Here is a 25,859-nt window from a genome sequence, read left to right on the forward strand (position 1 = left end):
GCATCCAGGCGGAGACGAGCGCTGCTCCCCTGGCGCCGAGCCGCGAGAAGAAGCCCCGAACATGATGGCGGCCCCGGCGGAGTGGGGACTCCTCGGGGCCGCGGACTCAGAGCACTGGGGACGCTCGTCATCCAAGTGGGCTGCAGAACGCTGGGGACGTTCCACCTCCTGTAGCGTCGTTGCACTGACGACTACAACTCTGATCATAGGAAAGCGCATGCCATTGCGCTAGATGCAGTTCTTCAAATAGTGAACCGACGGTCAGATACTGAACTCCGCGCCCGGGCCGCCACCGTCCAGAGCATCCGCTCCGAGCTGGAGCGAGAGCCGTCTCGCGGCGCGCCGCAGCGCGGTCACCAGCGTCATGTCGACGACCGCGAGCTCCGCAGGCAGCGAGATCGCCAGGGATGCCGTGACGTTCGGCGCGATGACCGGGACGGCGACGCAGGTGGCGCCGATCGCATACTCCTCGCGGTCGACCGCGAACCCGGGTGAGTGCTCCAGCTGGGCGAGGAGCGTCGCACGGTCGCTGATGGTGCGCGGCGTGAGCTCCTCCAGTCGGTGCCTGGCGAGGTAGTCTGCACGCTGCTCCTCCGACAGATCGGCCAGGATCTGCTTGCCCAGCGCCGTCGCGTGCGCGCTCGACTGCAGCCCGACCCACAGCTCGACCCGGGGGTTCTGCACCGCATCGACGATGTCGACGAGGTGCATCTCCCCGTCGGCGTAGCGGGAGAGGTACGCCGTCGCACCGACCTCCTCGGTCACATCTCGCAGCGCCGCGCGGACCCTGGCGAGGAACACGCCCCTGGCGTCGAGCTCCGTCTGGAAGGCGGGGAACCGACTCCCCAGCACGAGCCCGTCGGGCTCGCTGGACAGATAGCCCTCGTGCACAAGGGTTCGGACCAGGTTGTACGTGGTACCCGGCGTGAGGCCGGTGATGGCGGCGAGCATCTTCGCCGGGAGAGGACGGGGCGAGTTCGCGACGATGTCGACGAGGCGAAGGGCGCGCTGCACCGAGCCGATGAGGGTGGGTTCCGCTTCCGCGGCGCTCACTCCTATGCGCCCCCGGAGGCCCGCCCGCCGAGGGCGCGCGCGTCGCGCTGCCCCGTGGCGTCCTGCCTCAGCTCCTTGGGAAGCGAGAACATGAGGTCCTCCTCAGCCGTGCGCACCTCTTCGACGTCGTGGTAGCCGGCGCCGTCGAGAGCATCCAGCACCTCGCGCACGAGCACCTCGGGAACGGATGCTCCGCTGGTCACACCGACCGTGGCGACGCCGTCGAGCCACTCCTGCTTGACCTCCTCCGCGTAGTCCACGCGGTAGGCGGCCTTGGCGCCGTACTCGAGCGCGACCTCGACGAGACGCACCGAGTTCGACGAGTTCGAGGAGCCGACGACGATCACGAGGTCGGCGTTCGCCGCGACCTTCTTGATCGCGACCTGACGGTTCTGGGTGGCGTAGCAGATGTCGTCGGACGGCGGGTTGTGCAGCTCGGGGAAGCGCAGACGGAGGCGGTTGACCGTCTCCATCGTCTCGTCGACGGAGAGCGTGGTCTGCGACAGCCAGACGACCTTCGACGGATCCTTGACCTGGACGGTGTCGGCTTCCTCCGGGGAGTTCACGACCGTGACGTGCTCGGGGGCTTCACCCGCCGTGCCCTCGACCTCTTCGTGTCCCTCGTGCCCGATGAGCAGGATCTCGAAGTCGTCCCGTGCGAAGCGCACGGCCTCGCGGTGCACCTTGGTCACCAGGGGGCAGGTCGCGTCGATCGCGTGGAGTCCTCGATCCGACGCCGCGTTCACCACCGCCGGCGAGACGCCGTGGGCGCTGAAGACGACGTGGGCGCCCCCAGGCACCTCGTCGACCTCTTCGACGAAGATCGCCCCCTTGGCCTCCAGCTCGGTGACGACGTGGATGTTGTGGACGATCTGCTTGCGCACGTAGACCGGCGCCCCGTAGCGCTCCAGCGCCTTCTCCACCGCCACCACCGCACGGTCGACGCCGGCGCAGTAGCCGCGGGGCGCGGCGAGCAGAACCCGCTTCTGTCCCTGGACCGGGTTATCCTGAAGCCGCCCGGCCGCCGCACGCACTCGTGGGATACGCGGGGCAGGCAGATGCACGGCAGTCGAAGTCACTCTGGAATTCTACCGCCGCAAAGCTGGACAGAGCCGGGTAGGACGGGAGCACATGACGGTCTTCGAAGCCGAGACGGCGCCGGGCGAGGCGCCGCCCGCCGATGCTGTCGCGCCGCGCGATTCGACGGCGGACGCTCCGACTTCGGTCGCACGGCTGAATGCGACCATCCGCGACTTCATCGCCAGGTGGAACACGGTCTGGGTCGAAGGCGAGATCACCTCCTGGAACGTGCGTGCAGGCAACGTGTTCGCCCGCCTCAAGGACACGCGCTCGGATGCCCAGATCTCGATCAGGATCTGGTCGAGCGTGCGCGCGCGCATCCCGAACGACCTCGGCGTCGGCGATCACGTCATCGCCGCAGTGAAGTCCGACTACTTCGTCAAGAGCGGCGACTTCAGCTTCGCCGTCTCGGCCATGAAGCACGTCGGCCTCGGCGATCAGCTCGAGCGCCTGGAGAAGCTGCGCGCGCAGCTGCGTCAGGAGGGCCTGTTCGATCCCGCCCGGAAGAAGCGGCTCCCCTTCCTCCCGCACGTGATCGGACTCATCACCGGCGAGCGCTCGGATGCCGAGAAGGATGTGCATCGCAACGCCGAGCTGCGGTGGCCGCAAGTGCGGTTCCGGACCGAGTACGCCGCCGTGCAGGGTGACCGCTGCGTACCCGACACTCTCGCCGCACTCGCCCGGCTGGATGCCGACCCCGAGGTCGACGTCATCATCATCGCCCGAGGGGGCGGCGATCCGCAGACCCTGCTCGGCTTCAGCGACGAACGCCTCGTGCGCGCCGTGGCCGCTGCGTCCACCCCGATCGTGAGCGCGATCGGTCACGAGAACGATCACCCCCTGCTCGACGACGTCGCCGACCTGCGGGCGTCCACTCCGACGGACGCGGCGAAGCGCGTGGTCCCCGATGTGGGAGAGCAGCGCGCGCTCATCGGGCAGCTGCGTTCGCGCGCGACGACCCGGCTCACGCAGCGCGTCGGCCATGACATCGCGCAGCTGCAGCAGCTGCGCTCGCGCCCGGCGCTGCGCTCCCCCGATCCGATCATCGACAACCGCGCTCAGGAGCTGTGGCTGCTGCAGTCCAGGGGACGCGACACGATCTCCCGCCAGCTCGACGCCGCAGGACGGAAGACCAGCGAGCTGCGTGCCTCCCTGCGCGCACTCTCGCCCGCGGCGACGTTGGCCCGCGGCTACGCGATCGCCCACCTCGACGGCGGTGTGATCCTGCGCGACGCCGCCGACGCCCCCGCGGGCACTCCGCTGACGATCACCGTCGACCGGGGATCGGTCGCCGCGGTTTCCGACGGCGAGATCTCCGAAGCGCCCTGACGACGACCGGGGCCCGAGGGGAGTGTCCCCGGGCACCGCGTAGGATGGTGGGGTGAGCGCGCAGAACGACACCCCGGTTGAGACGCTGTCGTTCGAGGCCGCACGCGACGAGCTCGTGAGGGTCGTCTCCGAACTCGAGCAGGGCGCGCCGACCCTCGAGCAGTCGCTGGCCCTGTGGGAGCGTGGCGAAGCTCTCGCCGCCCGCTGCGAGGAGTGGCTGCTGGGCGCGAAGCGCCGCCTGGACGCCGCCCGTGCCACGGCATCCGAAGAGGACGAATCGTGAACAAGCCCGCCCCCATCGTCGCCGAGCTCGGACGCCCGGAGACTCCCGAAGAGACCGCGGCACGCAAGGCCGAGTCCAGCAGGGCCTACCGCTCCAGCCAGAACGTGCGCAGCCTGGTCGCCGCCCTCATCGTGACGCTGGCGGTCGTCGCCATCATCGTCTTCGCGGTACCGCGGGGCGAGCCGGCATCCGCCCCCAAGGTCGACATCGCCGGTATCGCCGCCGATGTGGAATCCACCATGAAGCGCCCCGTCATCCTCCCCAATACCGGCACCTTCTGGCGCGTCAACGCGGCGGAGCTGACCAGCGGATCCACGGTCGTGTGGGACGTCACTCTCGCTCCGAAGGGCGACGAGGAGCGCGGATACATCAAGATCGCGCAGGCCTTCGACGCCGAATCCAGCTGGGCCCCGCAGCGTCTGAACGGCACGGCTCCCACAGACACCACCACGATCGGCGGTGTCGAGTGGGATGTCTACCGGGTCGGCGACGCCGGCGCGAAGCAGAACATCACCTACGCGATCGGCACCCAGGCCGGATCCGACTACGTGCTCCTGTACGGGTCGCGCTCGGCCGATTCGACGGCCGAGCTCGCCGAATCCCTCATCCCGCAGATCCACGCCCTCTCGGAGGCCTCATGACCACGGCTCTCACCCCCGCCGCCGCCTGGAAGCAGATGCAGGAGGGCAACCAGCGCTTCGTCGCCGACGAGCCCCGCCATCCCAACCAGGACGTCGCTCGGAGGAAGGACCTGGCCGCGGCGCAGAACCCGGTGGCGACCCTCTTCGGATGCTCGGACTCGCGCCTCGCGGCCGAGATCATCTTCGACCTCGGCCTCGGCGACCTGTTCGTCGTGCGCAATGCGGGCCAGGTCATCGGCGAGTCGATCGTCGCGAGCCTGGAGTATGCGGTGGCCGTGCTGAACGTGCCCCTGATCGTGGTCCTCGCGCACGACTCCTGCGGTGCGGTGCGGGCGGCGATCGACGGCACCGCCATCGACGCCGCTCCCCTGCCTCCGCACATCTGGAAGCTCATCGCCCCGATCGTCCCCGCGGCCCGCAAGGTGCTCGTCGAGAACGGCGGCACCACGGTCGCCGACATCGACTCGGAGCTGGTCGGCCGGGAGCACCTGCGCAACACCGTCAGCGACCTGCTGCAGTCGTCGGAGCTCATCTCCAACGCCGTCGCAGAGGGTCGCCTGGGCATCGTCGGCGCCAACTACCGACTGGCCGAGGGCACCGCCGTCCCGGTCATCACCGTCGGCATCGACGCCACAGACCCCCGATAGAAGCACCAGACACACATCCAGGGGAACGACCCCGAAACCAAGGAGGGTTCGGAATGACCGACACCGAGTACCGCATCGAGCACGACACCATGGGCGAGGTGCGGGTGCCCGTGAACGCGCTCTACGGTGCGCAGACCCAGCGAGCCGTGGAGAACTTCCCGATCTCGGGCAAGGGCCTGGAGTCGACGCAGATCGCCGCCCTCGCGCGCATCAAGAAGGCCGCAGCGCTCGCCAACAAGGAGCTCGGCACGCTCGACGGCGCCATCGCCGACGCGATCGCCCAGGCCGCGGACCAGGTCGCCGCCGGCATCCACGACGGCGAGTTCCCGGTCGACACCTACCAGACCGGCTCCGGCACGTCGTCGAACATGAACATGAACGAGGTGCTCGCGACCCTCGCGACGCGCATCCTCGGCGCGACCGTGCACCCCAACGACCACGTGAACGCGTCGCAGTCCTCGAACGACGTGTTCCCGACGTCCGTGCACATCGCCGTCACCCAGGCGCTCATCGACACGCTCATCCCCGCACTCGACCACCTCGCCGTGGCTCTCGAGGCCAAGGCCGAGCTGTGGAAGGACGCCGTCAAGTCCGGCCGCACGCACCTCATGGACGCCACGCCCGTGACGCTCGGCCAGGAGTTCGGCGGCTACGCGCGTCAGATCCGCCTCGGCATCGAGCGCGTGCAGTCTGCTCTCCCCCGCGTCGCGGAGGTCCCGCTCGGCGGCACCGCTGTCGGCACCGGCATCAACACGCCGCTCGGCTTCCCGCAGAAGGTGATCGCGCTGCTCGCGGCCGAGACCGAGCTGCCCATCACCGAGGCGAAGGACCACTTCGAGGCGCAGGCCAACCGCGACGGCCTCGTCGAGGCATCCGGCGCCCTGCGCACCATCGCGGTCTCGCTGACCAAGATCAACAACGACCTGCGCTGGATGGGCTCCGGCCCCAACACCGGTCTGGGCGAGCTGCACATCCCCGACCTGCAGCCCGGCTCCTCGATCATGCCCGGCAAGGTCAACCCGGTCGTCCCGGAGGCCGTGCTCATGGTGTGCGCCAGGGTCATCGGCAACGACGCGACCGTGGCCTGGGCCGGCGCCTCCGGCTCGTTCGAGCTGAACGTCGCGATCCCGGTCATGGGCACGGCGCTGCTCGAGTCGATCCGCCTCCTCTCGAACGCCTCGCGCGTGCTCGCCGACAAGACCGTCGACGGCCTGCAGGCGAACCTGGAGCGCGCAGCGGCGTTCGCCGGCATGAGCCCGTCGATCGTGACGCCGCTCAACAAGCTCATCGGCTACGAGGCCGCGGCGAAGATCGCGAAGCACTCGGTCGCCAAGGGCATCACGGTGCGCGACGCGGTGATCGACCTCGGCTACGTCGAGCGCGGAGAGCTCACCCTCGAGCAGCTCGACGAGAAGCTCGATCTGCTGAGCATGACGCACGCCGGCTGAGCCGGCCGTAACAAGACGGATGCCGCGGGGACCTGGTCCCCGCGGCATCCGTCTTTCTGCGTCTGTCAGCTGAGCTCGCTGCCCTCCAGCAGCTCGGTCACGAGTGCGGCGATCGCCGAGCGCTCGGAGCGCGTCAGGGTGACGTGGGCGAACAGGTCGTGCCCCTTGAGCGTCTCGATGACGCTGGCGATGCCGTCGTGACGGCCCACGCGCAGGTTGTCTCGCTGTCCGACGTCGTGGGTCAGGATGACCCGCGAGTTCTGACCCATGCGGCTCAGGACGGTCAGCAGCACATTGCGCTCCAGGGACTGCGCCTCGTCGACGATCACGAACGCGTCGTGCAGCGAGCGCCCGCGGATGTGTGTCAGCGGGAGCACCTCGAGGATGCCGCGCTCGACGACCTCCTCCATGACGTTGCCCGAGACGACCGAGCCGAGGGTGTCGAACACCGCCTGGCCCCACGGTCCCATCTTCTCGTCGCGGTCGCCGGGGAGGTACCCCAGGTCCTGCCCGCCGACGGCGAACAGCGGCCGGAAGACGATGATCTTCTTCTGCTGCTGGCGCTCCAGCACGGCCTCCAGCCCGGCGCAGAGCGCCAGGGCCGACTTGCCGGTGCCCGCACGTCCGCCGAGGGAGACGATGCCGATGTCGGGGTCGAGCAGGAGGTCGATCGCGATGCGCTGCTCGGCGGAGCGGCCGTGCATGCCGAAGATGTCCCGATCGCCGCGGACGAGCCGGTACTCGCCGTCGCGGGTGACCCGTCCGAGCGCGGATCCCCGCTCCGAGTGGATGATGAGGCCGGTGTTGACCGGCAGCCCCCTGGCGTCCTCGCTGAGGCCGACCTCGCTCTCGTAGAGGTCGCTGATCTCGTCTCCGGAGAGGTCGAGGGTCGTGATTCCCGTCCATCCGGAATCGACGGCCTGCTCGGCGAGGTACTCCTCGGCGCGCAGGCCGAGCGATGCCGCCTTCACGCGCATCGGGAGGTCCTTCGACACGATGGTGACGTCCTGCCCGTCTGCGGCGAGGTGCATGGCCACGGAGAGGATGCGGGTGTCGTTGTCGCTCAGCCGGATCCCGGCGGGGAGCACCGATGAGTCGGTGTTGGCGAGCTCGACGCGGAGCGTGCCGCCGTCGCCCACCTCGACCGGGAAGTCGAGTCGTCCGTGCTCGACCCGCAGATCATCGAGGTGGCGCAGCGCCTGACGGGCGAAGTAGCCGATCTCGGGGTCGTGGCGCTTGCCTTCCAGTTCGCTGATCACGACCACCGGGAGAACGACGGAGTGTTCGGCGAAGCGGAAGAACGCCTGCGGATCGCTCAGCAGCACGGACGTGTCGAGCACGTAGGTGCGGAGGTCCTGATCAGGGCCCTGCGGCGACGCCCCTCGCGTCGTCTTGCGGGTGGACTGCTGCTGCGCGGTGCCTGTGGGCTGCTGCGCTGTACGTGAGGTCACGACCACTCCCGACCCGGGGATTCCCGGCTTTTGCGAACGAGTCGACCAGGGGGTCACGAGTCGAGAACCTGAGGCCGACCCGACCGGGCGCCTTGCCCGATGCCTAGAAGGTACGACCAGGCGCGGACATTTCCGCGCGACGACACGCCATCGATTCGTTACGCGCTGATGAACGTCTCGTTGCCGAACGATGCCAGGGTGTCGTCGAGGAGCTGCAGGGTCGCGTCGTCCGTCCCGGCGTGCGGGGCCAGACGCACCGATGCGCCGCGGGCGGTGACGACGAGCCCGGCGTTCGCGAACGCCGCCGCGAGTCGCGCGGGTTCCTCGGGCGCCAGCGTCACGATCCCCGCGCGGGCCGAGCGCTCACGGGGAGAGCTCACCGCGATGCCGTGCCGGTCGGCGATCTCCAGGACCGCATCGACCCGCTCCGCGAGGCGCTCCTCGATCGACGCGACGCCGGCGTCGCGCACATCGCGGACGCCGATCGCCAGCCGCCCGGCCGCCAGCGTGTCCGGGCGGCTGACCGTGTACGCCTGCCCCGACGCCGCCGGCCCCGGCAGCTCGTCGATGACGAGTCCGGATGCCGTGGTGCCGGTGATCCCGCTGAGGACGGGGACGATGCGCTCTCGCGCCCGCGCGGAGAACCACGCGAAGCCGGTGCCGCGTCCCGCCCTGAGCCACTTGTATCCGTGGCCGACGACGACGTCGGCCGCGGCGTAGTCGGCCTCCACGAGACCGAAGGACTGCACGGCGTCGAGGATCAGCAGACGGTCGGGGCCGATCAGCTCGCGCAGGGCGGCGATGTCGACCCGATAGCCCGTGCGGAAGTCGACGTGGCTCACCGCGACCGCCGACACCTCGTCGTCGAGCACTCCGGCGACGGCATCCGGGGTCACGCGCCCGTCCTCCGGCGAGATCCATCGCGGCACGAGGGCGCCGTGAGAAGCCTGAGCCGCACGCTCCAGCGTGAGGCTGACGCTCGGGAACTCCCCCGTGGCCGCGACGACAGCGCCCGAGAGCCCGTACAGCGCCTGCATGAGGCCGTGCGTCGACGAGCCCTGCAGGGTCACGTCGGCGGCGTCTGCACCGAGGAGCTCGGCGACGAGCTCCTGCGCCTGCCCGAGGCGCTCCTCCACGAGCGCGAGAGACGACGGACGTCCGCTGCCGAGCAGATCGGCGTCGGCGAAGACCTCCTCGCGAACGGAGGGCGACAGCGGTCCGAAGGCGGCCCAGTTCAGATAGCCGGGTTCGGCGTCGAAGGTCGCGAGGTAGTCGTCGAAAGTGCTCACCGCGTCATTCTGGCACGCCGGCTCAGCGGCCGAAGCGGCGGTCGCGATCGGCGTAGTCGCGGATCGCGCGGAGGAAGTCGACCTGGCGCAGGTCAGGGCCGAGAGCCTCCACGAAGTAGAACTCGCTGTGCGCGCTCTGCCAGAGCAGGAAGTCGCTCAGCCGCTGCTCACCGCTCGTGCGGATCACGAGGTCGGGGTCGGGCTGGCCGCCCGTGTACAGGTGCTCGCCGATCATCTCGGGGGTGAGATGGGCCGCGAGGTCCTCCATCGTCCCGCCGGAGGCCTCGTGCTTCACCAGGATGCTGCGCACGGCGTCGACGATCTCGTTGCGTCCGCCGTAGCCGACCGCGAGGTTCACATGGAGTCCGGTGTGATCGCGCGTGCGCTCCTCGGCATCCGCCAGCACCCGCGCGAGCTCCTTCGGGAGGATGTCGGAGCGCCCGACGTGCTTGACCCGCCAATTGCCCTCGCGGGAGAGGGCCTCGGCGAGCTCCGCGATGATCTCGATCAGGTCGGCGAGCTCCGCGGAGTCGCGCTTGCGGAGGTTGTCGCTCGAGAGGAGGTACAGCGAGACCACCCGGATGCCGAGCTCATCGCACCAGCCGAGGAACTCCCGCATCTTGGCGGCGCCGGCGCGGTGGCCCTCCGCCGGCGTCGTGTAGCCCAGCTGTCTCGCCCACCGACGGTTGCCGTCGATCATCATGGCGACGTGGTGCGGCATGGACGCGCGGTTCAGGTGGCGGCGCAGTCGGCTGGTGTAGAGCCGGTACAGCGGACCTCGCCCCTGACTCTCCCGTGACATCACTCCCCTACGCTACCGCGCCGGAGGGCCCTGAGCCGGAGCGGAAGCTGTGGATATGTACGCCTCACGGCATGCGGCCCGGCCTAGAGTGAGCACGTGAGCACACCCGAGCCCTCGCTTCCCGACGTCCCGCAGCTGCCGCTCCTCGACGCGGCGGCGAAGGACGCCGCGGTCGAGATCAAGCCGACCTGGCGCGGCTGGATCCACGCCGGCATCTTCCCGATCGCGATCGTCGCGGGCATCGTCCTCATCGCGCTCACGGTCGGAACTCCCGGCAAGTGGGCATCCGCGGTGTTCATGGCGACCTCGCTGCTGCTGTTCGGCAACTCGGCGCTGTACCACCGCTTCAACTGGCGCCCCGCCGTCAAGGTCATCCTCAAGCGCATCGATCACGTGAACATCGTGCTGCTGATCTCCGGAACCTACACTCCGCTCGCTGTGCTCGCACTCCCCCCGGCGAAGGGCACGCTGCTGCTCGTGTTCGTGTGGAGCGGCGCACTCCTCGTCATACTGTTCCGGGTGTTCTGGCTCAATGCCCCCCGCTGGCTCTACGTGGCTCTCTACCTGGCGCTGGGCTGGGCCGCGGTGATGTACATGGGCGATCTGTTCCGCGCGAACGTCGCGATGGTGGTGCTGGTGATCGTCGGAGGACTGCTCTACACGGTCGGCGCGGTCATCTACGCGATGAAGAAGCCCAACCCGTGGCCGGGGCGCTTCGGCTTCCACGAGATCTTCCACGTGTGCACGGTGCTCGCGTTCCTGTGCCACTGGGCGGCGTGCCTGCTCATCGCGCTGGCCCCGCTGAGCCCCTCGCTGGGCATCCCGGGCTGATCGCCCGGAGGGGGCGTCGTCAGCGCCTCAGCGGATCGTCGTCGCCCTCGTCGACGATCGGGAGGTCGGCGTCGGTCTCGGTGGCCCTGTCGGCCGCGAGCGCGGCCTCTTCGGCATCCAGCTCCTCCCTGACCTCCTCGCGGTACCGCACGCGCCGGATGCGGCGATTCATGTCGAGGATGAGCAGGATCACCGCGATGAGGATGATCACGACCGCGGCGAAGCCGACGAAGCCGGGGGTGACCAACTCCGGCTTCACCGTCATCGTGGGCGTCGGCATCGGGGTGTCGGTCAGAGCGAGCATGTGTCGGCCTTTCATGCGCAGGTCGCATAACCTGGAACCACCAGCCTAACGACCGGAAGACCCCACCCGTGACGACCGCACAAGAGCTCGACGAACGCTATGGCCGCACCCGCAGGAAGCGGATGCCGTGGATCATCGCGATCGTCGTCGCCGTCCTCGCGGTCGGCGCGTTCGGATGGATGACCGCTGTACGCGAGATGCAGTCGGTGGATGCCGACGATCTGGGCTTCGACCTCGTCGACCAGCACAGCGTGAACGTGCGGTTCCAGCTCACCGGAGTGCAGGGCAAAGCCGTCACCTGCATCGTCGAGGCGCTCGACGAGGAGTTCGGCGTCGTGGGCTGGAAGGTCGTGGAGATCCCCGCAGGGGACGAGCATTCCCAGGCGCTGTCCGCCACCGTGCCGACCGTGTCGGCGGCCACCACAGGTTTGGTGAACACCTGCTGGGTCGCCTAGACTCGACGCAGACAGACGACGCCCTGGCACCGTGCCGGGGCGTCTTGGCATATCCCCCGCAGGTGCGGCCGGGATACCGAACGAAGGAGCTTCGTCATGTCTACCGATGCTCAGGTTCCCTTCCTCACGCAGGAAGCATACGACCGGCTCGTCGCTGAGCTGGAGCACCTGTCCACCACCGGCCGCGACGAGATCGCCAAGCGCATCGAGGCCGCACGCGAAGAGGGCGACCTCAAGGAGAACGGCGGATACCACGCCGCCAAGGACGAGCAGGGCAAGCAGGAGGCGCGCATCCGCACGCTGGAGAACCTCCTCAAGACCGCGAAGGTCGGCGAGGCTCCCGCGAGCCGCGGCATCGTCGAGCCGGGCACCGTCGTCACCGCGATCGTCGCCGGCGGCGAAGAGGTCTTCCTCCTCGGCAGCCGCGAGATCGCGGTGGGCAGCGACCTCGACGTGTACAGCGAGGCGAGCCCCCTCGGACAGGCGATCCTCGGCCTCAAGGTCGGCGAGAAGTCGTCGTACGAGGCGCCGAACGGCCGCTCGATCTCGGTCGAGATCGTGGACGTCGAGACCTACACGGGCTGATCGCGTCCCGCATCACACGAAGAAGCCCCGTCCTCACGGACGGGGCTTCTTCGTGTGATGCGCTCAGTCGGGGACGACGATGGGCTCGAAGCCGGCACGGCGCAGCGTGTCGAGCGTGTGCTCGGAGTGCTCCGCGCCACGCGTCTCGACGCTGAGCTCGAGGAACACCTCGCTGATCTGCAGGCCGTGCCCGTGCCGGGTGTGCATCGCCTCGATGACGTTGGCTCCGGCCTCGGCGATGAGCTCCGACACGCGGGCGAGCTGACCGGGCCGGTCGGGCAGAGGAATGCGGATGGTGAGGTACCGGCCGGATGCCGCGAGCCCGTGCGACACGACGCGTTGCAGCAGCAGCGGATCGATGTTGCCCCCGGAGATCACCGCCATGGTCGTGCCGGTCGCCGTGACCTTGCCGGCGAGGATCGCCGCCACTCCTGCGGCTCCGGCGGGCTCCGCGACGACCTTCGCCTGCTCGAGCAGCACGAGGATCGCACGCGCCAGGTCGTCATCCGTGACGGTCACCACCTCGTCGACGAGGTCTTTGATGATGTCGAACGGGATCGCCCCTGGGCGCGCCACGAGGATGCCGTCGGCGATCGTGGGCCGTGTCTCGATGTCGACGGGGTGTCCGGCCACGAGCGACGGCGGGATCGCGGCCGCGTTCTCGGCCTGGACGCCGATGATGCGCACCGTGCGTCCGAGCTCGGCGGCACGGGCCTTGACCGCGGCGGCGACGCCGGCGATCAGGCCGCCCCCGCCGATGCCGAGGAGGATGGTGTCGACCTCGGGAGCGTCTTCGAGGAGCTCGAGTCCGAGCGTGCCCTGGCCGATCACGATGTCACGGTGGTCGAAGGGGTGGATCAGCACGGCGCCGGTGCGTTCGGCGAACTCCGCCGCAAGACGGAGCGAGGTCGCGACCGTCTCCCCCTCCAGCACGACGTCGGCGCCGTAGCCCCTGGTCGCGAGCAGCTTGGGGACGGGAACGCCCAGGGGCATGAAGATCGTGGCGGGGATGCCGAGCGACTGCGCGGCCAGAGCGACACCCTGGGCGTGATTGCCGGCGGATGCCGCCACGACGCCGCGTGCGCGCTCCTCAGGACTCAGCCGCGACAGCCGGTAGGCGGCCCCGCGGATCTTGAAGGATCCGGTGCGCTGCAGGTTCTCCATCTTCAGCAGCACGGGCGCGCCCAGAATGTCCGACAGCGCACGGGACGGCAGCGTCGGCGTGTGCGAAATCACCTCAGCCAGGCTCTGAGCCGCGTGCTCGAACTCGGTCAGGCTGGGGACTGCGCTCATCGATTGCTCCTTCTCCGCTGCCGCGGGACTGTACTCCAGATAAGGTCCGCATCGGGCTGGGCGCCGGTGCGCCAGGACCCGGTGCTGACGGTGACGGCCGCGACGTTGACGAACGCCGCGAGGGGAACCGCGAACAGCGCCCCGGGGATGCCGCCGATCATCGACCCGCCGGCGACGACGAGCACGACCGCGAGCGGGTGCACCTTCACCGCGGAGCCCATCATGATCGGCTGCAGGATGTGGCCCTCGACCTGCTGGACGAGGAGCACGACGCCGAGCATAGCCAGGGCGATCCACGGTCCGTTGTAGACGAGGGCGAGCAGGACGGCGATCGCACCCGTGACGACCGCTCCGACGATCGGCACGAACGAGCCGAGGAACACCAGCACGGCGACGGGGATCGCGAGCGGGACGCCGAGCAGCAGCGCTCCGAGCCCGATGCCCACGGCGTCGATGGCGGCGACGAAGAGCTGCGTGCGGGCGTAGTTGACGATCGTCGCCCACCCGTTGCGGGCGGCGCCGTCCGCGGCGGGGCGAGCGGCTCGCGGGAAGAGCCGCAGCGTCCACTTCCAGATGCCCCCGCCGTCGGCGAGCAGGCAGATCAGGATGAACAGCGCCAGCACGGCGCCGGTGACGACGTGCGCGGCGGTCGTGCCGACCGTGAGTGCGCCGTTGAGCAGCAGATCGGCCTGGTCGTTGAAGAAGCCCCGGGCCTGATCGAGATAGCCGTCGATCTGCTTCTGGGTGAGGTTCAGCGGATCGCCCATCAGGAACTTCTGGAGATCGTCGACCGCCTGGGCGCTGCGATCCTGCACGTCCTGAAGCTGGGTGCGGATCTGCCAGACCACCAGCGTGATGAGGGCCGCGACGATGCCGAGAGTGCCCACGAGCGAGGTGGCCACCGCCGCCCAGCGGGGGAATCCCTTACGCAGCATCCATTCGAAAGCCGGCCAGAGCAGGGCGGTGACGAGGATGCCGACCATGAGCGGGATCACCAGGAGCTTCAGCTGGATGACGATCCAGATGAACCCGGCGACCACGGCCGCGATCAGCAGGATGCGCCAGGCGAAGCCCGCCGTGATGCGCAACCCGATCGGAACGGCCTCGTCGGCCTCTGTGATGACGGTGCGGTCGGTCGAGACCGGGCGCGGGCGGAAGAGATCCCTCAGCCTCGGACGCTGCTCTTCACTCATCGCCCAAGTCTACGGGGATCAGGCGTCGGCGAACGCCGGAGCGGCCGGTGTCGGCAGCCGGCGTTACGCTGGCGACGTGACAGACACCCTCAGCGCCGCCCAGGCCAGACGGATCGCTCTCGCCGCGCAGGGCTTCACGCGCTCGCGCCCCGCATCCGTCTCCGCCCGCCACCTGCATACCGTCATGGGGCGGCTCGGCGTGCTGCAGATCGACTCGGTCAACGTGTTCGCACGGTCGCACTACATGCCGCTGTTCTCTCGACTCGGGGCGTACGATCCGGCGCTGCTCGATCGGGTCTTCCTTTCTCGCACGACCCACTACGTCGAGTACCTCGCTCACGAGGCGACCTTCATGCCGATCGAGGACTGGCCGCTGTGGCGCTTCCGCCGCGAGTACTTCCGGAAGCGGCTCTCGAACCCCGATTCCTGGGCCGCCGGCAATGCCCGCACGCTCGCGTGGGTGCAGGACGAGCTGCGGGCACGCGGTCCGCTGCGGCCGGCCGACATCAGGGCCGACGCTCCGCGCGAACGCGGCACCTGGTGGGACTGGGACGAGGTGAAGCTCGCCCTCGAGCACCTCTGGCGCACCGGCGACGTCGCGATCAGCGGTCGCAAGGGCTTCGAGCGCACCTACGCGCTGGCCGAGCAGGTCGTGCCAGCGGGCATCCTGTCGCAGGAGATCGCGGTGCCCGACGCGATCCGCGAGCTCACGCGTCGCGCCGCCCGCTCCTCCGGAATCGCGACGGCGTCCGACCTCGCCGACTACTACCGCATCCGTGATCGGTCCGCGATCAGCACCGCGATCGCCGACCTGACGGATGCCGGTGAGCTGGTGCCCGTGCACGTGAAGGGGTGGGAGCGGCAGGGGCGCCCGCTCCCCGCGTGGCGCCATGCCGACGCCGTCCTGCCGCGGAAGGTGGATGCCGCGGCGCTGCTGACGCCGTTCGACCCGGTCGTATGGTTCCGGGACAGGGCTCTGCGGGCGTTCGACCTCGACTACCGGATCGAGATCTACGTACCGGCCGAGAAACGACGCTTCGGGTACTACTCCCTGCCCGTGCTCGTCGGAGACAGGATCGTCGCTCGCGTCGATCTCAAGGCCGATCGCGCCGCCTCGACGCTGCAGGTGCAGTCGGCCTGGTGGGAGCCGCAGGCCCGGCCAGCGGAAGACGCGGAGCGCATCGCGGCCGAGCTCGCCCTCGCGGCCTCATGGCAGGGCTTGGAGCACGTGTCGGTGTCGGGCTGGGGAACGGCCGCCGACGCCCTGCACAGGGAGCTCGATGCGAGAGGTGACGCCTCGGTGACGCGCCACGTGCACGCCAGGGAGAGCGCTGCGTGAGCAGACGGGCGGGGTGGATCATCGGCGCCGTCGTCGCGGTCCTGGTGACCGCGGCCGCCGCGGCGTGGATCTGGCTGGCGGCGAGCGCTCCGCCCGCGGCTCGACCCACCCCGAGCCCCGTGGCGACCACGGCCGCCCCTGCCGCCGAGCGGGCCCAGGCCGCGCTCGACGACCTGCTCACGGCGTGCGCCGACAGCACGGCGAGCGAACCACCGGAGCACTGCGGCATCCGCATCCCCTGGGGCACCGAGTTCTCCACGGTGAGCAGCATCCGCTATCGCGTCGAGAAGCTGCCGTCGCTGGTGCTGGACGGAGACTCCTTCACGGCGAGCGGCGGAGCGCTCGTCGCGACGGTCAGCGGAACCGGGCAGGACGGTGCCGCGCGCACCGAGACCTATCGCACAGACGACTGGGCGGTGCGCGGCGACGCGAAGGTCACCGACAGCGCGGTCGACCTCTCCGTGTGGTGAGACGTCGGATGCCGCACGGCACCGCAGTCTGGTGAGCCGTCAGATCCGGCGGGACGACACCGCGCCGTGAGGCGCCAAGGCCCCGTGAAGCACCACAGTCTGGTGAGACGTCAGATTCCAGCGAGGCGTCAGAACTGCACGCGCGGAGGCTCGGAGATCGCTCCCCTGTCGGCCACCTCGAAGAACTCGCGCTCGGTGAAGCCGAGCCCCTTGGCGAAGAGGTTGTTCGGGAACACCTTGATCTTGGTGTTCAGCTCGCGCACCCCGCCGTTGTAGAAGCGTCGCGCGGCCTGGATCTTGTCTTCCGTGTCGACGAGCGACTGCTGCACCTGGAGGAAGTTCTGGCTGGCCTGCAGCTGCGGGTACGCCTCGGCGACCGCGAACAGGCTGCGCAGCGCCTGCTGCAGGTGGCCCTCGGCGATGCCGGCTTCGCCCGGCCCGCCCGCCGACAGCGTCTCCGCACGCGCACGGGTGACGTTCTCGAAGACGGCCTTCTCGTGAGACGCGTAGCCCTTGACGGTCTCGATGAGGTTGGGGATGAGATCCGCGCGTCTCTTGAGCTGCACCGTGATGCCGCTCCATGCCTCATCGACGCGGACGTTGAGCTGCACCAGCGAGTTGTACGTCGCCCAGAGATAGATTCCGATGAGCAGAACCAGACCGACGATGATCAGTACCGGCACGAGCCATTCCATCAGAGCCCCACCCTTCCTCGTTTTGTCCCCATCCTATCGACGCTCTCTGCGCGTCGACTGGGTACGCCGCGCGGTGGGGTCAGGCGCCGAGCACGCGGTCGAGGTAGCGGTTGGCGAAGCGCCGCTCGGGGTCGAGTCGGTCACGCAGGGCCGTGAAGTCGTCGAATCGCGGGTAGCTCTCGCGCAGCTGATCCGCGGTGCGCGTGTGCAGCTTGCCCCAGTGCGGACGCCCTCCGTACTCGACCATGATCTGCTCGACCGCCTCGAAGTACGGCGTCGGGTCGGCGCGCCAGTAGCGGTGCACGGCGATGTAGCCGGACGCGCGTCCGTGGGCGGTCGACAGCCAGCGGTCGTCCTCCTGAGCGAAGCGCACCTCGATGGGGAACTCGATCCGCCATCCGCGCTCCCGGATCAGCTCCTGCACGGCGCGGAAGGCCGGAACGACGTTCTCGACCGGCAGCGCGTACTCCATCTCGCGGAAGCGCACCGTGCGGCTCTGCGTGAGCACGCGGTGCGAGAGATCGGTGTACGTGCGGTCGCCCGTGAGCTTCACCGCGAGCCTGCTGAACGGCGGCGTGATCGAGGGCACGGCCTGACCGGCCGCGCAGACCACGCGATACACGCCGTTGGAGAGCAGGGTCTCGTCGATCCACCGCCCGACGGGAGGGAGCGGCTCACGGCGCGTCGACTCGGGAAGCCGCGTCTGCCTCTTGGTGAGGGCGACGTCCGTGTGGGGGAACCAGTAGAACTCGAAGTGATCGGATGAGGCGGCGCGCTCGTCGATCGTGGCGAGCACGTCGTCCAGCGGAGCCGGCTCGTCGATCGCGGTCATGACGAACGCGGGCACGCACTGCAGAGTGACCTCGACGAGGATGCCGAGTGCGCCGAGCCCGAGGGCCACGGCGGGGAGCATCTCGGCGTTCTGCTGCTCGTCGATGCGGAGGAACTCTCCGGCGGCGGTGATCATCGTGACGCCGACCACCTGGGTGGCGAGTCCGCCGTATCCGACGCCGGTTCCATGGGTGCCGGTCGAGATGGCTCCGGAGATCGACTGCCGGTCGATGTCCCCCAGGTTCTGCATCGCGAGTCCGTAGGGCGCGAGCAGCGCGGGAATCCGGTGCAGTCTGGTGCCCGCGAGCAGCGTCACCCGACCGGTCGCGGCATCCGCCGACACCAGTCCCTGCAGGTCGTCGAGCTCCAGCAGCACGCCGGGAGCGACGGCGATGCCGGTGAAGCTGTGTCCTGCCCCCACCGCCTTCACCGTCAGGCCCTGCGAGACCGCAGCGGTCACCGCGCGCTGCACTCCCTCGGGAGAGCGCGGACGCTCCACTCTGAGGGGCTTCACGGATGCCGAGCGCGCCCAGTTCTGCCAGGTGCCGCCGATTCTCGTCACAGGAACGCCTTTCCCTCACCCCGGTACGTGGGCAGCTCGTCGATGATCTCGTCGCCGGAGACGAGGTGGTACGCGTCGATGCGCTCCGCGGCTTCTCCGCTCTTGGAGTGGCGGAACCAGACGCGGTCGCCGACGCCGAGAGTCGTCGCCGCTCTCCCCTGCAGCGGTGTCTGCACCTCTCCCGCGGCCTCGCGCGGCATCGTGCGCAGACCTTCCGGCCAGACGGGAAGCGGCTGGCGAGACGCCACGGGCGGCCCGGAGGCGATCCATCCGCCGCCCAGCACCGTCGCGATGTCGGCGGTCGGCCTGCGCACCACGTCGAAGGCGAAGGCTGCCGCCGGGGCGGGGCGGAAGGAGCGGTAGCCGTCGAACAGGTGCCCGCCGAGCAGACCGCTGCCCGCACTCGCCTCCGTGAGCGACTCGTCGCTGCCCGTGAACTCCAGCGAGCCGGTGCCGCCGCCGTTGAGGAACTCGAGCGGCGTGATGGGAGCGGTCGCGGCGACGATCTCCGCCCTGCGCTCGCGGAGCTCCGATCGGGACCGCGCCTGCACCGCGCGGATGAGCGGAGCATCCGGCCCTGCGGCGTCTCCCTGACCGGCGATCTGAGCGTCGTACATCTGCAGCCCCACCAGCCGGAAGCCCGGACGGGCGACGACCTTGCGAGCGAACGCGGCGACCTCGCCGGCGGTGAACAGTCCGGAGCGGCGCACGCCGATGTGCCCGAGCAGCGGTGAGCGCAGCGAGGCGTCGACGTCGATCGCGACCCTGATCTCCGGACGGTTCCCGGGTCCTGCGACGCTGTCGATGACATCGAGGTGCACCGGGTCATCGATCATGAGGGTGATGCGCGCGGCGGCCTGCTCGTCGGCGAACAGTCGCTGCAGCGCCGCGCGGTCGACGGTCGGATAGCCGAGCACGATGTCGTCGTGCGTGTCGGCGAGCCAGAGGGCCTCCGGCAGTGTGAACGCCAGGATCCCGTGGAACCCCGGAAGCGCCAGCACCGCGTCGAGAACCGCGCGCACGCGCACCGACTTGGAGGCGACGCGGATCGGCAGACCACCCGAGCGCACGAGGAGATCGAGCGCGTTGTGGCGCAGCGCCTCTCGGTCGATCACGGCGACGGGCGCCGGCAGATGTCCGGTGGCCGCGGAGAGCCGTGGCCAGTATCGGGCGGGTTCCTCCCACTCGGGCGCGACCGGTGTGGGGCTCAGTTCTTCGGTGAGGTCGAGCACTCCCCCACCCTACGGCTTCTCGGACTCGGATTCACAGAATCGGGAACCCGGTCGCACCCCGGTCGCGCTTGTAGGCTGGCGACGGGCCCCCGTAGCCCAATGGCAGAGGCAGGCGACTTAAAATCGCTTCAGTGTCGGTTCGAGTCCGACCGGGGGTACTCTCGCTCCCCCGCGGCGTCGAGCACGGCAGCATCGGCGAGTGCTGTGGCCTGGGCTCTCGACTCCCGGACCCTGCGGAGGACCAGCACGACGAACGCCACGGCGATCGCGGCGTACACGACGTAGTCGAGGTATCCGAGGTAGCTCTCGAGCTTCTCGTGCTGCGTGCCGAGGGCGGCTCCGACGCCGATGAGCATCGCATTCCAGAGACCGCTGCCGACGATCGTGTACACGCTGAAGCGCACCAGCCCCATGCGCGAGGCACCGGCCGGTATCGAGATCAGGCTCCGAACACCGGGGACCATCCGGCCGACCAGGACCGTCCACCCGCCGCTGCGCGCGAACCAGTGCACGCCGCGGTCGAGGTCGGATCTGCTGACCAGTCGCGTCGCCGCGAGGAATCGCACGGCGCGCTCCATCCCGATGGCGCGTCCGATTCCGTAGAGCAGCAGAGCGCCGATCCACGACGCGAGCGTGCTCCAGAAGATGAGCCAGCCGAGGTGCAGCTCGCCGCTCTGGCTCAGGTATCCCGCGAACGGCAGGATCACCTCGCTCGGGATGGGAGGGATCAGCACCTCCATGAACACCAGCACCCCCACCCCGACGTCGCCGAGGGCGGTGAGGACATCGGCGGCGAAACCGGTCAGTCCGGTGAAACCGTGTTCGGCGGCTGTCGCGACGGCAGCGGCGGGGCTCATCAAGGGCTCGTCTCTGTCAGGGGCTGTGCGGATATCGGAGAAGGCTCGGCTGAGTCATCCTTTCGGGCGTTCATCTGCCGAACAGGTCGCCGATACCCGGGATGCCGAGGTTCCCCAGCTGCTCTCCCCATCCCGAGGCCGTCTCGCCGAGACCGGACACCGTGTCTCCGACCGAGCCTGCGAGGTCCTCCGCGCCGCCCGTGAGCGACTCGACATCGAACCCGCCGGCGAGCGCCTCGACGTCCAGACCGGCGGCGAGCGACTCGAAGTCGACGCCGAAGCCCGCGGCCTGGTCCAGGAGCGGAGCGGCGACGGTGCTGAGCACGGCGCCACCGGCGACCACCCCGAGCACGCCGACCGCGGCGCCTCCCGCGAGCGCCGCGCCCCCGGCGCCCCCACCGCGGACACGCGAGAGGAGCCCGCGCATGCGGCCGGGGTTCATGGCCTCTGCACGGCCGGCGGCGCGCGACAGATCCTCCGACGAGGAAGAGCGCGGACGCTCGCCCGGCGGGAGCTCCTCGCGCATCCGCGCGGCGACGTGCTCGCGCTGCTGCGGGGTCAGCCGCGCGAAGGCGTCGCGGTGGATCCTCTCGACCTGCTCGGGGTCGGCCGTGCGGAGAAGGTAGTCGTAGCGGGCGATCGCCGCTCGATCCGACTCGGAGACCGAGGCCGCAGAACTCGCCCGCCCGGAGGTCGTCGGCACACCGGCCGGCGGGGGCGAGTACCGGTCGGCGGACGCTGGACGCGCCTCCTGGGGTGCGGGCCGATGGGAAGAGGGCTCGGACGACTCCCGCACGACGTCGGCGGCCCGACGCCCCAGGTCGCCCCACTCGGTCGAGCGGGACGCACCGCCGTGTTCACCGCGTGTCGAACCGGTGGTCTTGTCGAGGGCCTCCGTGGCCAGGCCGAGGAGACGGGAGAGCTTTCCCATGAGTGATCCCTTCGTGGAGCGAAGCGGACCGGCGGGGAGCCACCACGTCGGGACGACGGCAGGGGTACCACGGCGGTCCGCCAGGCGGACGCCAAGGTCTCCTCCACCCTCACGGGCCGGCGGGCCGGGACACGATGACATGTCCGTAGTGACGACTGCGCCGCAGACGGGAGTACTCCCCTTGCTCGCCCGAGACTATCCGGCGGAGCTATGCCTCTCCTCCGAGCCACGAGGGAACGCGAAAGGCCCTCCCCGAGCGGGAAGGGCCTTTCGTGCGAGACGAGGCGGACTACTTGGCGGCGACCTTCTCGGCGGCGGGCTTCTTCGCAGCGGCCTTCTTCGCCGGAGCCTTCTCGGCGACCTCGGCCTTGTCTGCAGCGGCCTTGTCGGCTGCGGATGCCTTGGCGGCGGGCGCGGTCTTCGCGGCCGCCGGAGCGGCTGCATCGGCCGCCGGACGCGGACGAGCGGCGAACTCTTCGAAGACGTAGCGCGGGTTCTGGACCGTCTCGAGGTTCACGAGGTCACGACCCAGCCACAGGTTGTTCCACCAGCCCCAGAGGACTCGCCACTTGCGCTCCCACGTGGGCATCGCGAGACCGTGGTAGCCGCGGTGCGCGACCCACGCCACGAAGCCCTTGAGGGCGAGCTTGCCGGACTGGAACACGCCGTTGTAGAGACCGAGGCCGGCGACGGCGCCCAGGTTCTTGTGGAAGTACTCCTTCGGGTCCTCTCCGCGCAGCACGGCGACGAGGTTCTTCGCGAGGAGCTTGGCCTGGCGCACGGCGTGCTGGGCGTTCGGCACGCAGAAGCCGCCGACGCCGCCACCGGACAGGTCGGGAACGGCCGAGACGTCACCGGCGGCCCAGGCGCCTTCGACGAAGGCCTCCGGGGTTCCGACGCGCAGATCGGCGCGGGTCTGGATGCGACCGCGCTCCTCGACCGGAAGGTCTCCGCCGCGCACGACGGTCGGGTTGGCCATGACGCCGGCGGTCCAGACGATGACGTCGGTCGGGATGACCTCGCCCGTCGAGAGCTCGACGTTGCCGTCGACCGCGCTCGTGAGCTGCGTGTCGAGGTGCACGTTGGCACCGCGCTTGGCGAGGTCCTTGAGCACCCACTCGCTCGTCTGCAGTGAGACCTCGGGCATGATGCGGCCCATCGCCTCGATGAGGTGGAAGTGCGTGTCGTCGAAGCTCAGCTGCGGGTACTTGCCCACCAGGGACGAGGCCAGCGAACGGAGCTCTGCGAACACCTCGATGCCGGCGAAGCCGCCGCCGACGACGACGACCGTGAGGAGACGGTCGCGCTCGGGCCCTGCGGGCAGCGACGCGGCCTTGTCGAAGTTGGACATCACGCGGTCGCGGATCGCGACGGCCTCTTCGATCGTCTTGAGGCCGATCGCGTTGTCGGCGATGCCGGGGATCGGGAACGTGCGCGACACGGCGCCCGCAGTGACGACGATCTGGTCGTACGCGAACTCGTACGGCTCGCCGAGCGGCGGGGTGATCGTGGCGACCTTGTTGGCGTGGTCGATGTTCGTCACCTTGGCGGTGAGGACGTTCGTGCGCTTCAGGTGACGACGGTGAGCCACGACCGAGTGGCGTGCCTCGATCGAGCCCGCGGCGACCTCGGGGAGGAACGGCTGGTACGTCATGTACGGCAGCGGGTCGACCATGGTCACGTCGGCTTCGCCCTTGCGAAGGTGCTTCTCCAGCTTCCACGCCGTGTAGAAGCCTGCGTAGCCGCCGCCGACGATCAGAATCTTGGGCACAGTGCTGTTCTGAGGCACAGGGGGACAACTCCTCGGAGTCAGGAATGTGGCGTGCGAGCGCGCGCCGATCGGATGCGCCGGGCAGCTGCGGTGACGCCAAGCGCTATCAGGATACCAGGGACTGTGAGCGCGACGAGCGGCAGGGTACCGTAGCGCAGTGAATCGGCGCTGGGAAGCAGCGGAGAGCCCGGTTCCGTCGGCGAATCCGCCGCCGGAAGAGGCGGCACGGCGACCGGCGTGGAGGTGGGAACCGGGGCGGGCTGGGTCTGCGCGCGGCGGAACAGCTTGACCCATCCGGCGAGGTCGCCCATGGGGTTCTCCGTGACGGAGGGGACATCGGCGGTGACCGCGCCCTCGGCGTTCAGGAGTCCGTATCCGTAGAGGGGGTCGGGAGCCTTCGTCATGCCGGGAGCGGGAACCGCCGTCTTGATGATGCGGTTGATGACGTTGGCCGCGGACATGTCGGGATGCGCGGACCGGACGAGCGCGGCGACGCCGGCGACGATCGGAGCGGCGCCGCTGGTGCCGCTCCACGAGGCGAGCGTGCCGTCCGCCGACATGCCGATCAGGCCCTCGCTGGGCGCGGCGACGCCGATCGTGATGCCCTGGGTCGACGCCTCGACGCTCGCCGAGCCGGTCTGGTCGACGCCGCCGACCGTCAGCACCCCCGGGATGGTCGCGGGTGCGCCGATGATGTTGGTGCCGCTCCCCCGGTTGCCCGCGGCGACGACCACCACCACGTCGTGCTCGAACGCGTAGAGGAACGCGTCGTCCCAGCTCCGGTCCCAGTCCAGCGTGTTCGTCGTGAACGACAGGTTGATCACGTCGGCGCCGTTGTCGACCGCCCAGCGCATCGCCTTGGCGACCTGCTCGGTGAACGGGACGGATGCCGATGCGCCGAAGCCGACGGAGATCGAGAGGAGTTTCGCCTCGGGCGCGACGCCGATCATGCCCTTTCCGTCGGGGGCTCCGCGCCCTGCGGCGAGGGAGGCGACCCAGGACCCGTGGTTGCCGTCGATCGCGCCGATCGGGGTCCGTCCGTCCGGGGTCCCGCTGCCCGACACGTCGGTGCCGCCCGCGACGGCGCCGTCGAAGATGCCGGGGACCTTGCCGATGCCGGTGTCGATCACCGCGATCGTCGCGCCGGCGCCGCGGGTCGTCTGCCAGGCCTCGCGGATGCGTGCGCCGTCGAGCCAGTACTCGGTCGCCCGTACGGGATCCGAGGGGTCGTCGGGAACGGGCGCGGGCGTCGCCGCCGCTCCGGCGAGCAGGACGGATGCCGCGATCACCGCCACCGCGACGGCGCTGCGCAGCATCCGGCGTCGGCTCATGCCACGGGTTCCTCGCGCACAGCGGCCCCAGGGTCGTCGCACCGGCAGTTCTGCGGAGACCAGGTCGAGCGGGCGAGCGCCTCGTCGCCGATGGGGTTCACGCCGGGGCCCGCCGCGAGAGCGTGACCCGCGAGCGCGTGGAGGCACTTGACCCTCGTGGGCATTCCGCCGGCGGAGATGCCGTCGATCTCGGGCACGTCGCCGAACTGCGCGCGATCGGCGAGATACGCCTGGTGCGCCGTCAGATACGCGGCGGCGATGTCGTCGTCTTCGGCGAGGAGCGCTGCGAGCTCCGGCATCACCTGCGTGGCCTCGAGCGTCGACATCGCGGCGGTCGCCGCGGGGTGCGTCAGATAGTAGAACGTGGGGAACGGGGTGCCGTCCGGCAGCCGCGGAGTGGTGGCGACCACGGTCGGGTTGCCGCACGCGCAGCGGGCGGCGATGCCGACGACGCCGCGCGCGGGGCGTCCCAGCTGTGCGGACACCACGGCGAGCTCAGCGGGCGTGGGTGCGGGGAACGGCGGGGTGGTCACCCCACCAGCGTAGGGGAGGCCGCCGGGAGGATGCTCGGAGCTACCTGCTCCGGGCGCGTCACTGCGCGGGGACGGCCGTCTGGCTGAGTCCGGCGGCTGTCAGGGTGCGCAGCATCTGCGGCATCCAGTCGGCCGGATCCTCCTCGAGCGTGTCGCTCACCGGCTTCTGCTCCTGTGGCAGCGCCGCGGGGTCGAGGTCGTTGTCGATGAGATACACGATCTCGCCCGGCTTGACGTAGTACAGCCGCTCTCGGGCCTGCGTGGTGATGTAGGCCGGGTCGGTCCAGCGATCGCGCTCCGCCTCGAGAGAGGAGATCTTCTCCTGCGAGACCTGGATCGACGACTCCAGGGCGGCGATCTTCTGACGCTGATCGATGAAGGTGCCGAGAGTCGGCACGAGCACCCAGGCGCCGAGGACGACCAGGGAGAGCATGATCACCGAGAAGGCGGACAGCCGGATGCCGGAGGCCCATTCCCTGACGTCGACGCTGCGACCTGCTGCGACCCCTGTCGAGGAAGAGGTCCGCGCGGAGGGCCTCTTCCGAGCGCTTGGTGCCGTCCGCGGCGCGGAGGTCGACGGCCGCGGAGACGGAGAAGGGGGAGCCGGACGTCTCGCCAAGGCT

The 25,859-nt window shown here is 69.9% G+C and carries 27 protein-coding genes and 1 tRNA gene; 11 read left to right on the forward strand and 17 right to left on the reverse strand.

The genetic code is table 11. From position 1 onward, the window contains the following. Positions 1-261 precede the first annotated feature (261 nt). The gene (locus tag MRBLWH10_RS10320) at positions 262-1,053 is read right to left on the reverse strand and encodes an IclR family transcriptional regulator (protein WP_105672579.1); all 792 of its coding nucleotides are present in this window, start codon (positions 1,051-1,053) and stop codon (positions 262-264) included. A 2-nt stretch (positions 1,054-1,055) separates the two neighbouring features. Then, positions 1,056-2,096: a 4-hydroxy-3-methylbut-2-enyl diphosphate reductase gene (locus MRBLWH10_RS10325; protein ID WP_341942586.1), complete on the reverse strand. Its 1,041-nt coding sequence runs from the start codon at positions 2,094-2,096 to the stop codon at positions 1,056-1,058. Between the two features lie 88 nt (positions 2,097-2,184). Between MRBLWH10_RS10325 and xseA the strand changes: the two genes are divergently transcribed. From xseA to MRBLWH10_RS10350, 5 genes are read left to right on the forward strand one after another with little or no spacing between them, the layout of a single operon-like run. After that, positions 2,185-3,462, forward strand: coding sequence for an exodeoxyribonuclease VII large subunit (gene xseA / locus MRBLWH10_RS10330; RefSeq protein WP_341939787.1), 1,278 nt, complete (start codon positions 2,185-2,187; stop codon positions 3,460-3,462). 52 nt (positions 3,463-3,514) lie between these two features. Then, positions 3,515-3,745 carry an exodeoxyribonuclease VII small subunit gene (locus tag MRBLWH10_RS10335; RefSeq protein ID WP_105672581.1) on the forward strand — a complete coding sequence of 77 codons (231 nt, stop codon included), beginning with the start codon at positions 3,515-3,517 and terminating at the stop codon, positions 3,743-3,745. Beyond that, positions 3,742-4,386 carry a DUF4245 family protein gene (locus tag MRBLWH10_RS10340; protein ID WP_341939788.1) on the forward strand — a complete coding sequence of 215 codons (645 nt, stop codon included), beginning with the start codon at positions 3,742-3,744 and terminating at the stop codon, positions 4,384-4,386. Before MRBLWH10_RS10335 ends, MRBLWH10_RS10340 begins: the two co-directional genes overlap by 4 nt. After that, positions 4,383-5,033, forward strand: coding sequence for a carbonic anhydrase (locus MRBLWH10_RS10345; RefSeq protein WP_105672583.1), 651 nt, complete (start codon positions 4,383-4,385; stop codon positions 5,031-5,033). Before MRBLWH10_RS10340 ends, MRBLWH10_RS10345 begins: the two co-directional genes overlap by 4 nt. 53 nt (positions 5,034-5,086) lie before the next feature. Further along, the gene (locus tag MRBLWH10_RS10350) at positions 5,087-6,481 is read left to right on the forward strand and encodes a class II fumarate hydratase (RefSeq protein WP_223586762.1); all 1,395 of its coding nucleotides are present in this window, start codon (positions 5,087-5,089) and stop codon (positions 6,479-6,481) included. A gap of 65 nt (positions 6,482-6,546) precedes the next feature. On the opposite strand, the gene MRBLWH10_RS10355 is transcribed toward MRBLWH10_RS10350, so the two are convergent. From MRBLWH10_RS10355 to MRBLWH10_RS10365, 3 genes are all read right to left on the reverse strand, one after another. Then, positions 6,547-7,821 (reverse strand): PhoH family protein, encoded by a 1,275-nt coding sequence (locus MRBLWH10_RS10355; protein ID WP_223587474.1) that lies wholly within the window; start codon positions 7,819-7,821, stop codon positions 6,547-6,549. A 269-nt stretch (positions 7,822-8,090) separates the two neighbouring features. Beyond that, on the reverse strand, positions 8,091-9,221 hold the full coding sequence (locus MRBLWH10_RS10360) for an aminotransferase class V-fold PLP-dependent enzyme (RefSeq protein WP_341939789.1): 1,131 nt from the start codon (positions 9,219-9,221) through the stop codon (positions 8,091-8,093). Between the two features lie 22 nt (positions 9,222-9,243). Then, positions 9,244-10,023 (reverse strand): isoprenyl transferase, encoded by a 780-nt coding sequence (locus tag MRBLWH10_RS10365; protein WP_105672586.1) that lies wholly within the window; start codon positions 10,021-10,023, stop codon positions 9,244-9,246. A 96-nt stretch (positions 10,024-10,119) separates the two neighbouring features. Between MRBLWH10_RS10365 and MRBLWH10_RS10370 the strand changes: the two genes are divergently transcribed. Continuing rightward, positions 10,120-10,854 (forward strand): hemolysin III family protein, encoded by a 735-nt coding sequence (locus tag MRBLWH10_RS10370; protein WP_341939790.1) that lies wholly within the window; start codon positions 10,120-10,122, stop codon positions 10,852-10,854. A gap of 19 nt (positions 10,855-10,873) precedes the next feature. On the opposite strand, the gene MRBLWH10_RS10375 is transcribed toward MRBLWH10_RS10370, so the two are convergent. After that, on the reverse strand, positions 10,874-11,158 hold the full coding sequence (locus tag MRBLWH10_RS10375) for a hypothetical protein (RefSeq protein ID WP_223586764.1): 285 nt from the start codon (positions 11,156-11,158) through the stop codon (positions 10,874-10,876). Positions 11,159-11,226: 68 nt separating this feature from the next. Between MRBLWH10_RS10375 and MRBLWH10_RS10380 the strand changes: the two genes are divergently transcribed. Together MRBLWH10_RS10380 and greA are read left to right on the forward strand one after the other, a co-directional pair. Further along, on the forward strand, positions 11,227-11,613 hold the full coding sequence (locus MRBLWH10_RS10380; RefSeq protein ID WP_341939791.1) for a DUF4307 domain-containing protein: 387 nt from the start codon (positions 11,227-11,229) through the stop codon (positions 11,611-11,613). Between the two features lie 96 nt (positions 11,614-11,709). Further along, complete coding sequence (gene greA, locus MRBLWH10_RS10385) at positions 11,710-12,198, forward strand: transcription elongation factor GreA (protein WP_341939792.1); 489 nt, start codon at positions 11,710-11,712, stop codon at positions 12,196-12,198. Positions 12,199-12,261: 63 nt separating this feature from the next. Here the strand turns inward: greA and ilvA are convergent, their stop codons facing one another. Beyond that, on the reverse strand, positions 12,262-13,491 hold the full coding sequence (ilvA, locus tag MRBLWH10_RS10390; protein ID WP_105672590.1) for a threonine ammonia-lyase: 1,230 nt from the start codon (positions 13,489-13,491) through the stop codon (positions 12,262-12,264). Further along, positions 13,488-14,684: an AI-2E family transporter gene (locus MRBLWH10_RS10395; protein WP_341939793.1), complete on the reverse strand. Its 1,197-nt coding sequence runs from the start codon at positions 14,682-14,684 to the stop codon at positions 13,488-13,490. Before MRBLWH10_RS10395 ends, ilvA begins: the two co-directional genes overlap by 4 nt. A gap of 76 nt (positions 14,685-14,760) precedes the next feature. On the opposite strand from MRBLWH10_RS10395, the gene MRBLWH10_RS10400 reads away from it, so the two are divergent. Next, complete coding sequence (locus MRBLWH10_RS10400; protein WP_341939794.1) at positions 14,761-16,023, forward strand: crosslink repair DNA glycosylase YcaQ family protein; 1,263 nt, start codon at positions 14,761-14,763, stop codon at positions 16,021-16,023. Beyond that, complete coding sequence (locus tag MRBLWH10_RS10405; RefSeq protein WP_341939795.1) at positions 16,020-16,493, forward strand: hypothetical protein; 474 nt, start codon at positions 16,020-16,022, stop codon at positions 16,491-16,493. Before MRBLWH10_RS10400 ends, MRBLWH10_RS10405 begins: the two co-directional genes overlap by 4 nt. A 128-nt stretch (positions 16,494-16,621) precedes the next feature. On the opposite strand, the gene MRBLWH10_RS10410 is transcribed toward MRBLWH10_RS10405, so the two are convergent. The 3 genes from MRBLWH10_RS10410 to MRBLWH10_RS10420 all read right to left on the reverse strand — a co-directional run bounded on the left by MRBLWH10_RS10410 (position 16,622) and on the right by MRBLWH10_RS10420 (position 19,813). Further along, complete coding sequence (locus MRBLWH10_RS10410) at positions 16,622-17,188, reverse strand: LemA family protein (protein WP_341939796.1); 567 nt, start codon at positions 17,186-17,188, stop codon at positions 16,622-16,624. Positions 17,189-17,267: 79 nt separating this feature from the next. After that, positions 17,268-18,581, reverse strand: a complete 1,314-nt coding sequence (locus MRBLWH10_RS10415) for a D-arabinono-1,4-lactone oxidase (RefSeq protein WP_105672594.1) — start codon at positions 18,579-18,581, stop codon at positions 17,268-17,270. Further along, positions 18,578-19,813, reverse strand: a complete 1,236-nt coding sequence (locus MRBLWH10_RS10420) for an alanine racemase (RefSeq protein ID WP_341939797.1) — start codon at positions 19,811-19,813, stop codon at positions 18,578-18,580. The genes MRBLWH10_RS10415 and MRBLWH10_RS10420 overlap by 4 nt, the downstream gene beginning before the upstream one ends. 85 nt (positions 19,814-19,898) lie before the next feature. On the opposite strand from MRBLWH10_RS10420, the gene MRBLWH10_RS10425 reads away from it, so the two are divergent. After that, positions 19,899-19,971 (forward strand) — tRNA-Leu (locus tag MRBLWH10_RS10425). Here the strand turns inward: MRBLWH10_RS10425 and MRBLWH10_RS10430 are convergent. The 6 genes from MRBLWH10_RS10430 to MRBLWH10_RS10455 form a co-directional block, all read right to left on the reverse strand. Further along, entirely contained in the window at positions 19,942-20,670 is a 729-nt protein-coding gene (locus MRBLWH10_RS10430; protein WP_341939798.1) for a DedA family protein, read from the reverse strand. The genes MRBLWH10_RS10425 and MRBLWH10_RS10430 overlap by 30 nt on opposite strands. 70 nt (positions 20,671-20,740) lie before the next feature. Then, positions 20,741-21,601, reverse strand: a complete 861-nt coding sequence (locus tag MRBLWH10_RS10435; protein ID WP_341939799.1) for a cation-transporting ATPase — start codon at positions 21,599-21,601, stop codon at positions 20,741-20,743. Between the two features lie 289 nt (positions 21,602-21,890). Further along, positions 21,891-23,372 carry an FAD-dependent oxidoreductase gene (locus MRBLWH10_RS10440; RefSeq protein WP_105672598.1) on the reverse strand — a complete coding sequence of 494 codons (1,482 nt, stop codon included), beginning with the start codon at positions 23,370-23,372 and terminating at the stop codon, positions 21,891-21,893. 38 nt (positions 23,373-23,410) lie between these two features. Next, positions 23,411-24,703, reverse strand: a complete 1,293-nt coding sequence (locus tag MRBLWH10_RS10445; protein WP_341939800.1) for a S8 family serine peptidase — start codon at positions 24,701-24,703, stop codon at positions 23,411-23,413. After that, complete coding sequence (locus MRBLWH10_RS10450; RefSeq protein ID WP_341939801.1) at positions 24,700-25,236, reverse strand: DUF501 domain-containing protein; 537 nt, start codon at positions 25,234-25,236, stop codon at positions 24,700-24,702. The genes MRBLWH10_RS10445 and MRBLWH10_RS10450 overlap by 4 nt, the downstream gene beginning before the upstream one ends. A 58-nt stretch (positions 25,237-25,294) precedes the next feature. Then, positions 25,295-25,669, reverse strand: a complete 375-nt coding sequence (locus tag MRBLWH10_RS10455) for a septum formation initiator family protein (protein WP_341942587.1) — start codon at positions 25,667-25,669, stop codon at positions 25,295-25,297. Positions 25,670-25,859: the final 190 nt, after the last annotated feature.

The organism is Microbacterium sp. LWH10-1.2, assembly GCF_038397765.1.
Classification (GTDB): domain Bacteria; phylum Actinomycetota; class Actinomycetes; order Actinomycetales; family Microbacteriaceae; genus Microbacterium; species Microbacterium natoriense.

Excerpts from the sequence above, each read along its gene's own strand:
- MRBLWH10_RS10445 (WP_341939800.1), bottom strand. The coding sequence starts at position 24,703 with ATGAGCCGACGCCGGATGCTGCGCAGCGCCGTCGCGGTGGCGGTGATC.
- MRBLWH10_RS10365 (WP_105672586.1), bottom strand. The coding sequence starts at position 10,023 with ATGTCACGGGAGAGTCAGGGGCGAGGTCCGCTGTACCGGCTCTACACC.
- ilvA (WP_105672590.1), bottom strand. The coding sequence starts at position 13,491 with ATGAGCGCAGTCCCCAGCCTGACCGAGTTCGAGCACGCGGCTCAGAGC.
- MRBLWH10_RS10375 (WP_223586764.1), bottom strand. The coding sequence starts at position 11,158 with ATGCTCGCTCTGACCGACACCCCGATGCCGACGCCCACGATGACGGTG.
- MRBLWH10_RS10410 (WP_341939796.1), bottom strand. The coding sequence starts at position 17,188 with ATGGAATGGCTCGTGCCGGTACTGATCATCGTCGGTCTGGTTCTGCTC.
- greA (WP_341939792.1), top strand. The coding sequence starts at position 11,710 with ATGTCTACCGATGCTCAGGTTCCCTTCCTCACGCAGGAAGCATACGAC.
- MRBLWH10_RS10430 (WP_341939798.1), bottom strand. The coding sequence starts at position 20,670 with ATGAGCCCCGCCGCTGCCGTCGCGACAGCCGCCGAACACGGTTTCACC.
- MRBLWH10_RS10435 (WP_341939799.1), bottom strand. The coding sequence starts at position 21,601 with ATGGGAAAGCTCTCCCGTCTCCTCGGCCTGGCCACGGAGGCCCTCGAC.
- MRBLWH10_RS10455 (WP_341942587.1), bottom strand. The coding sequence starts at position 25,669 with ATGCTCTCCCTGGTCGTCCTCGGCGCCTGGGTGCTCGTGCCGACTCTC.
- MRBLWH10_RS10395 (WP_341939793.1), bottom strand. The coding sequence starts at position 14,684 with ATGAGTGAAGAGCAGCGTCCGAGGCTGAGGGATCTCTTCCGCCCGCGC.
- MRBLWH10_RS10345 (WP_105672583.1), top strand. The coding sequence starts at position 4,383 with ATGACCACGGCTCTCACCCCCGCCGCCGCCTGGAAGCAGATGCAGGAG.
- xseA (WP_341939787.1), top strand. The coding sequence starts at position 2,185 with ATGACGGTCTTCGAAGCCGAGACGGCGCCGGGCGAGGCGCCGCCCGCC.
- MRBLWH10_RS10350 (WP_223586762.1), top strand. The coding sequence starts at position 5,087 with ATGACCGACACCGAGTACCGCATCGAGCACGACACCATGGGCGAGGTG.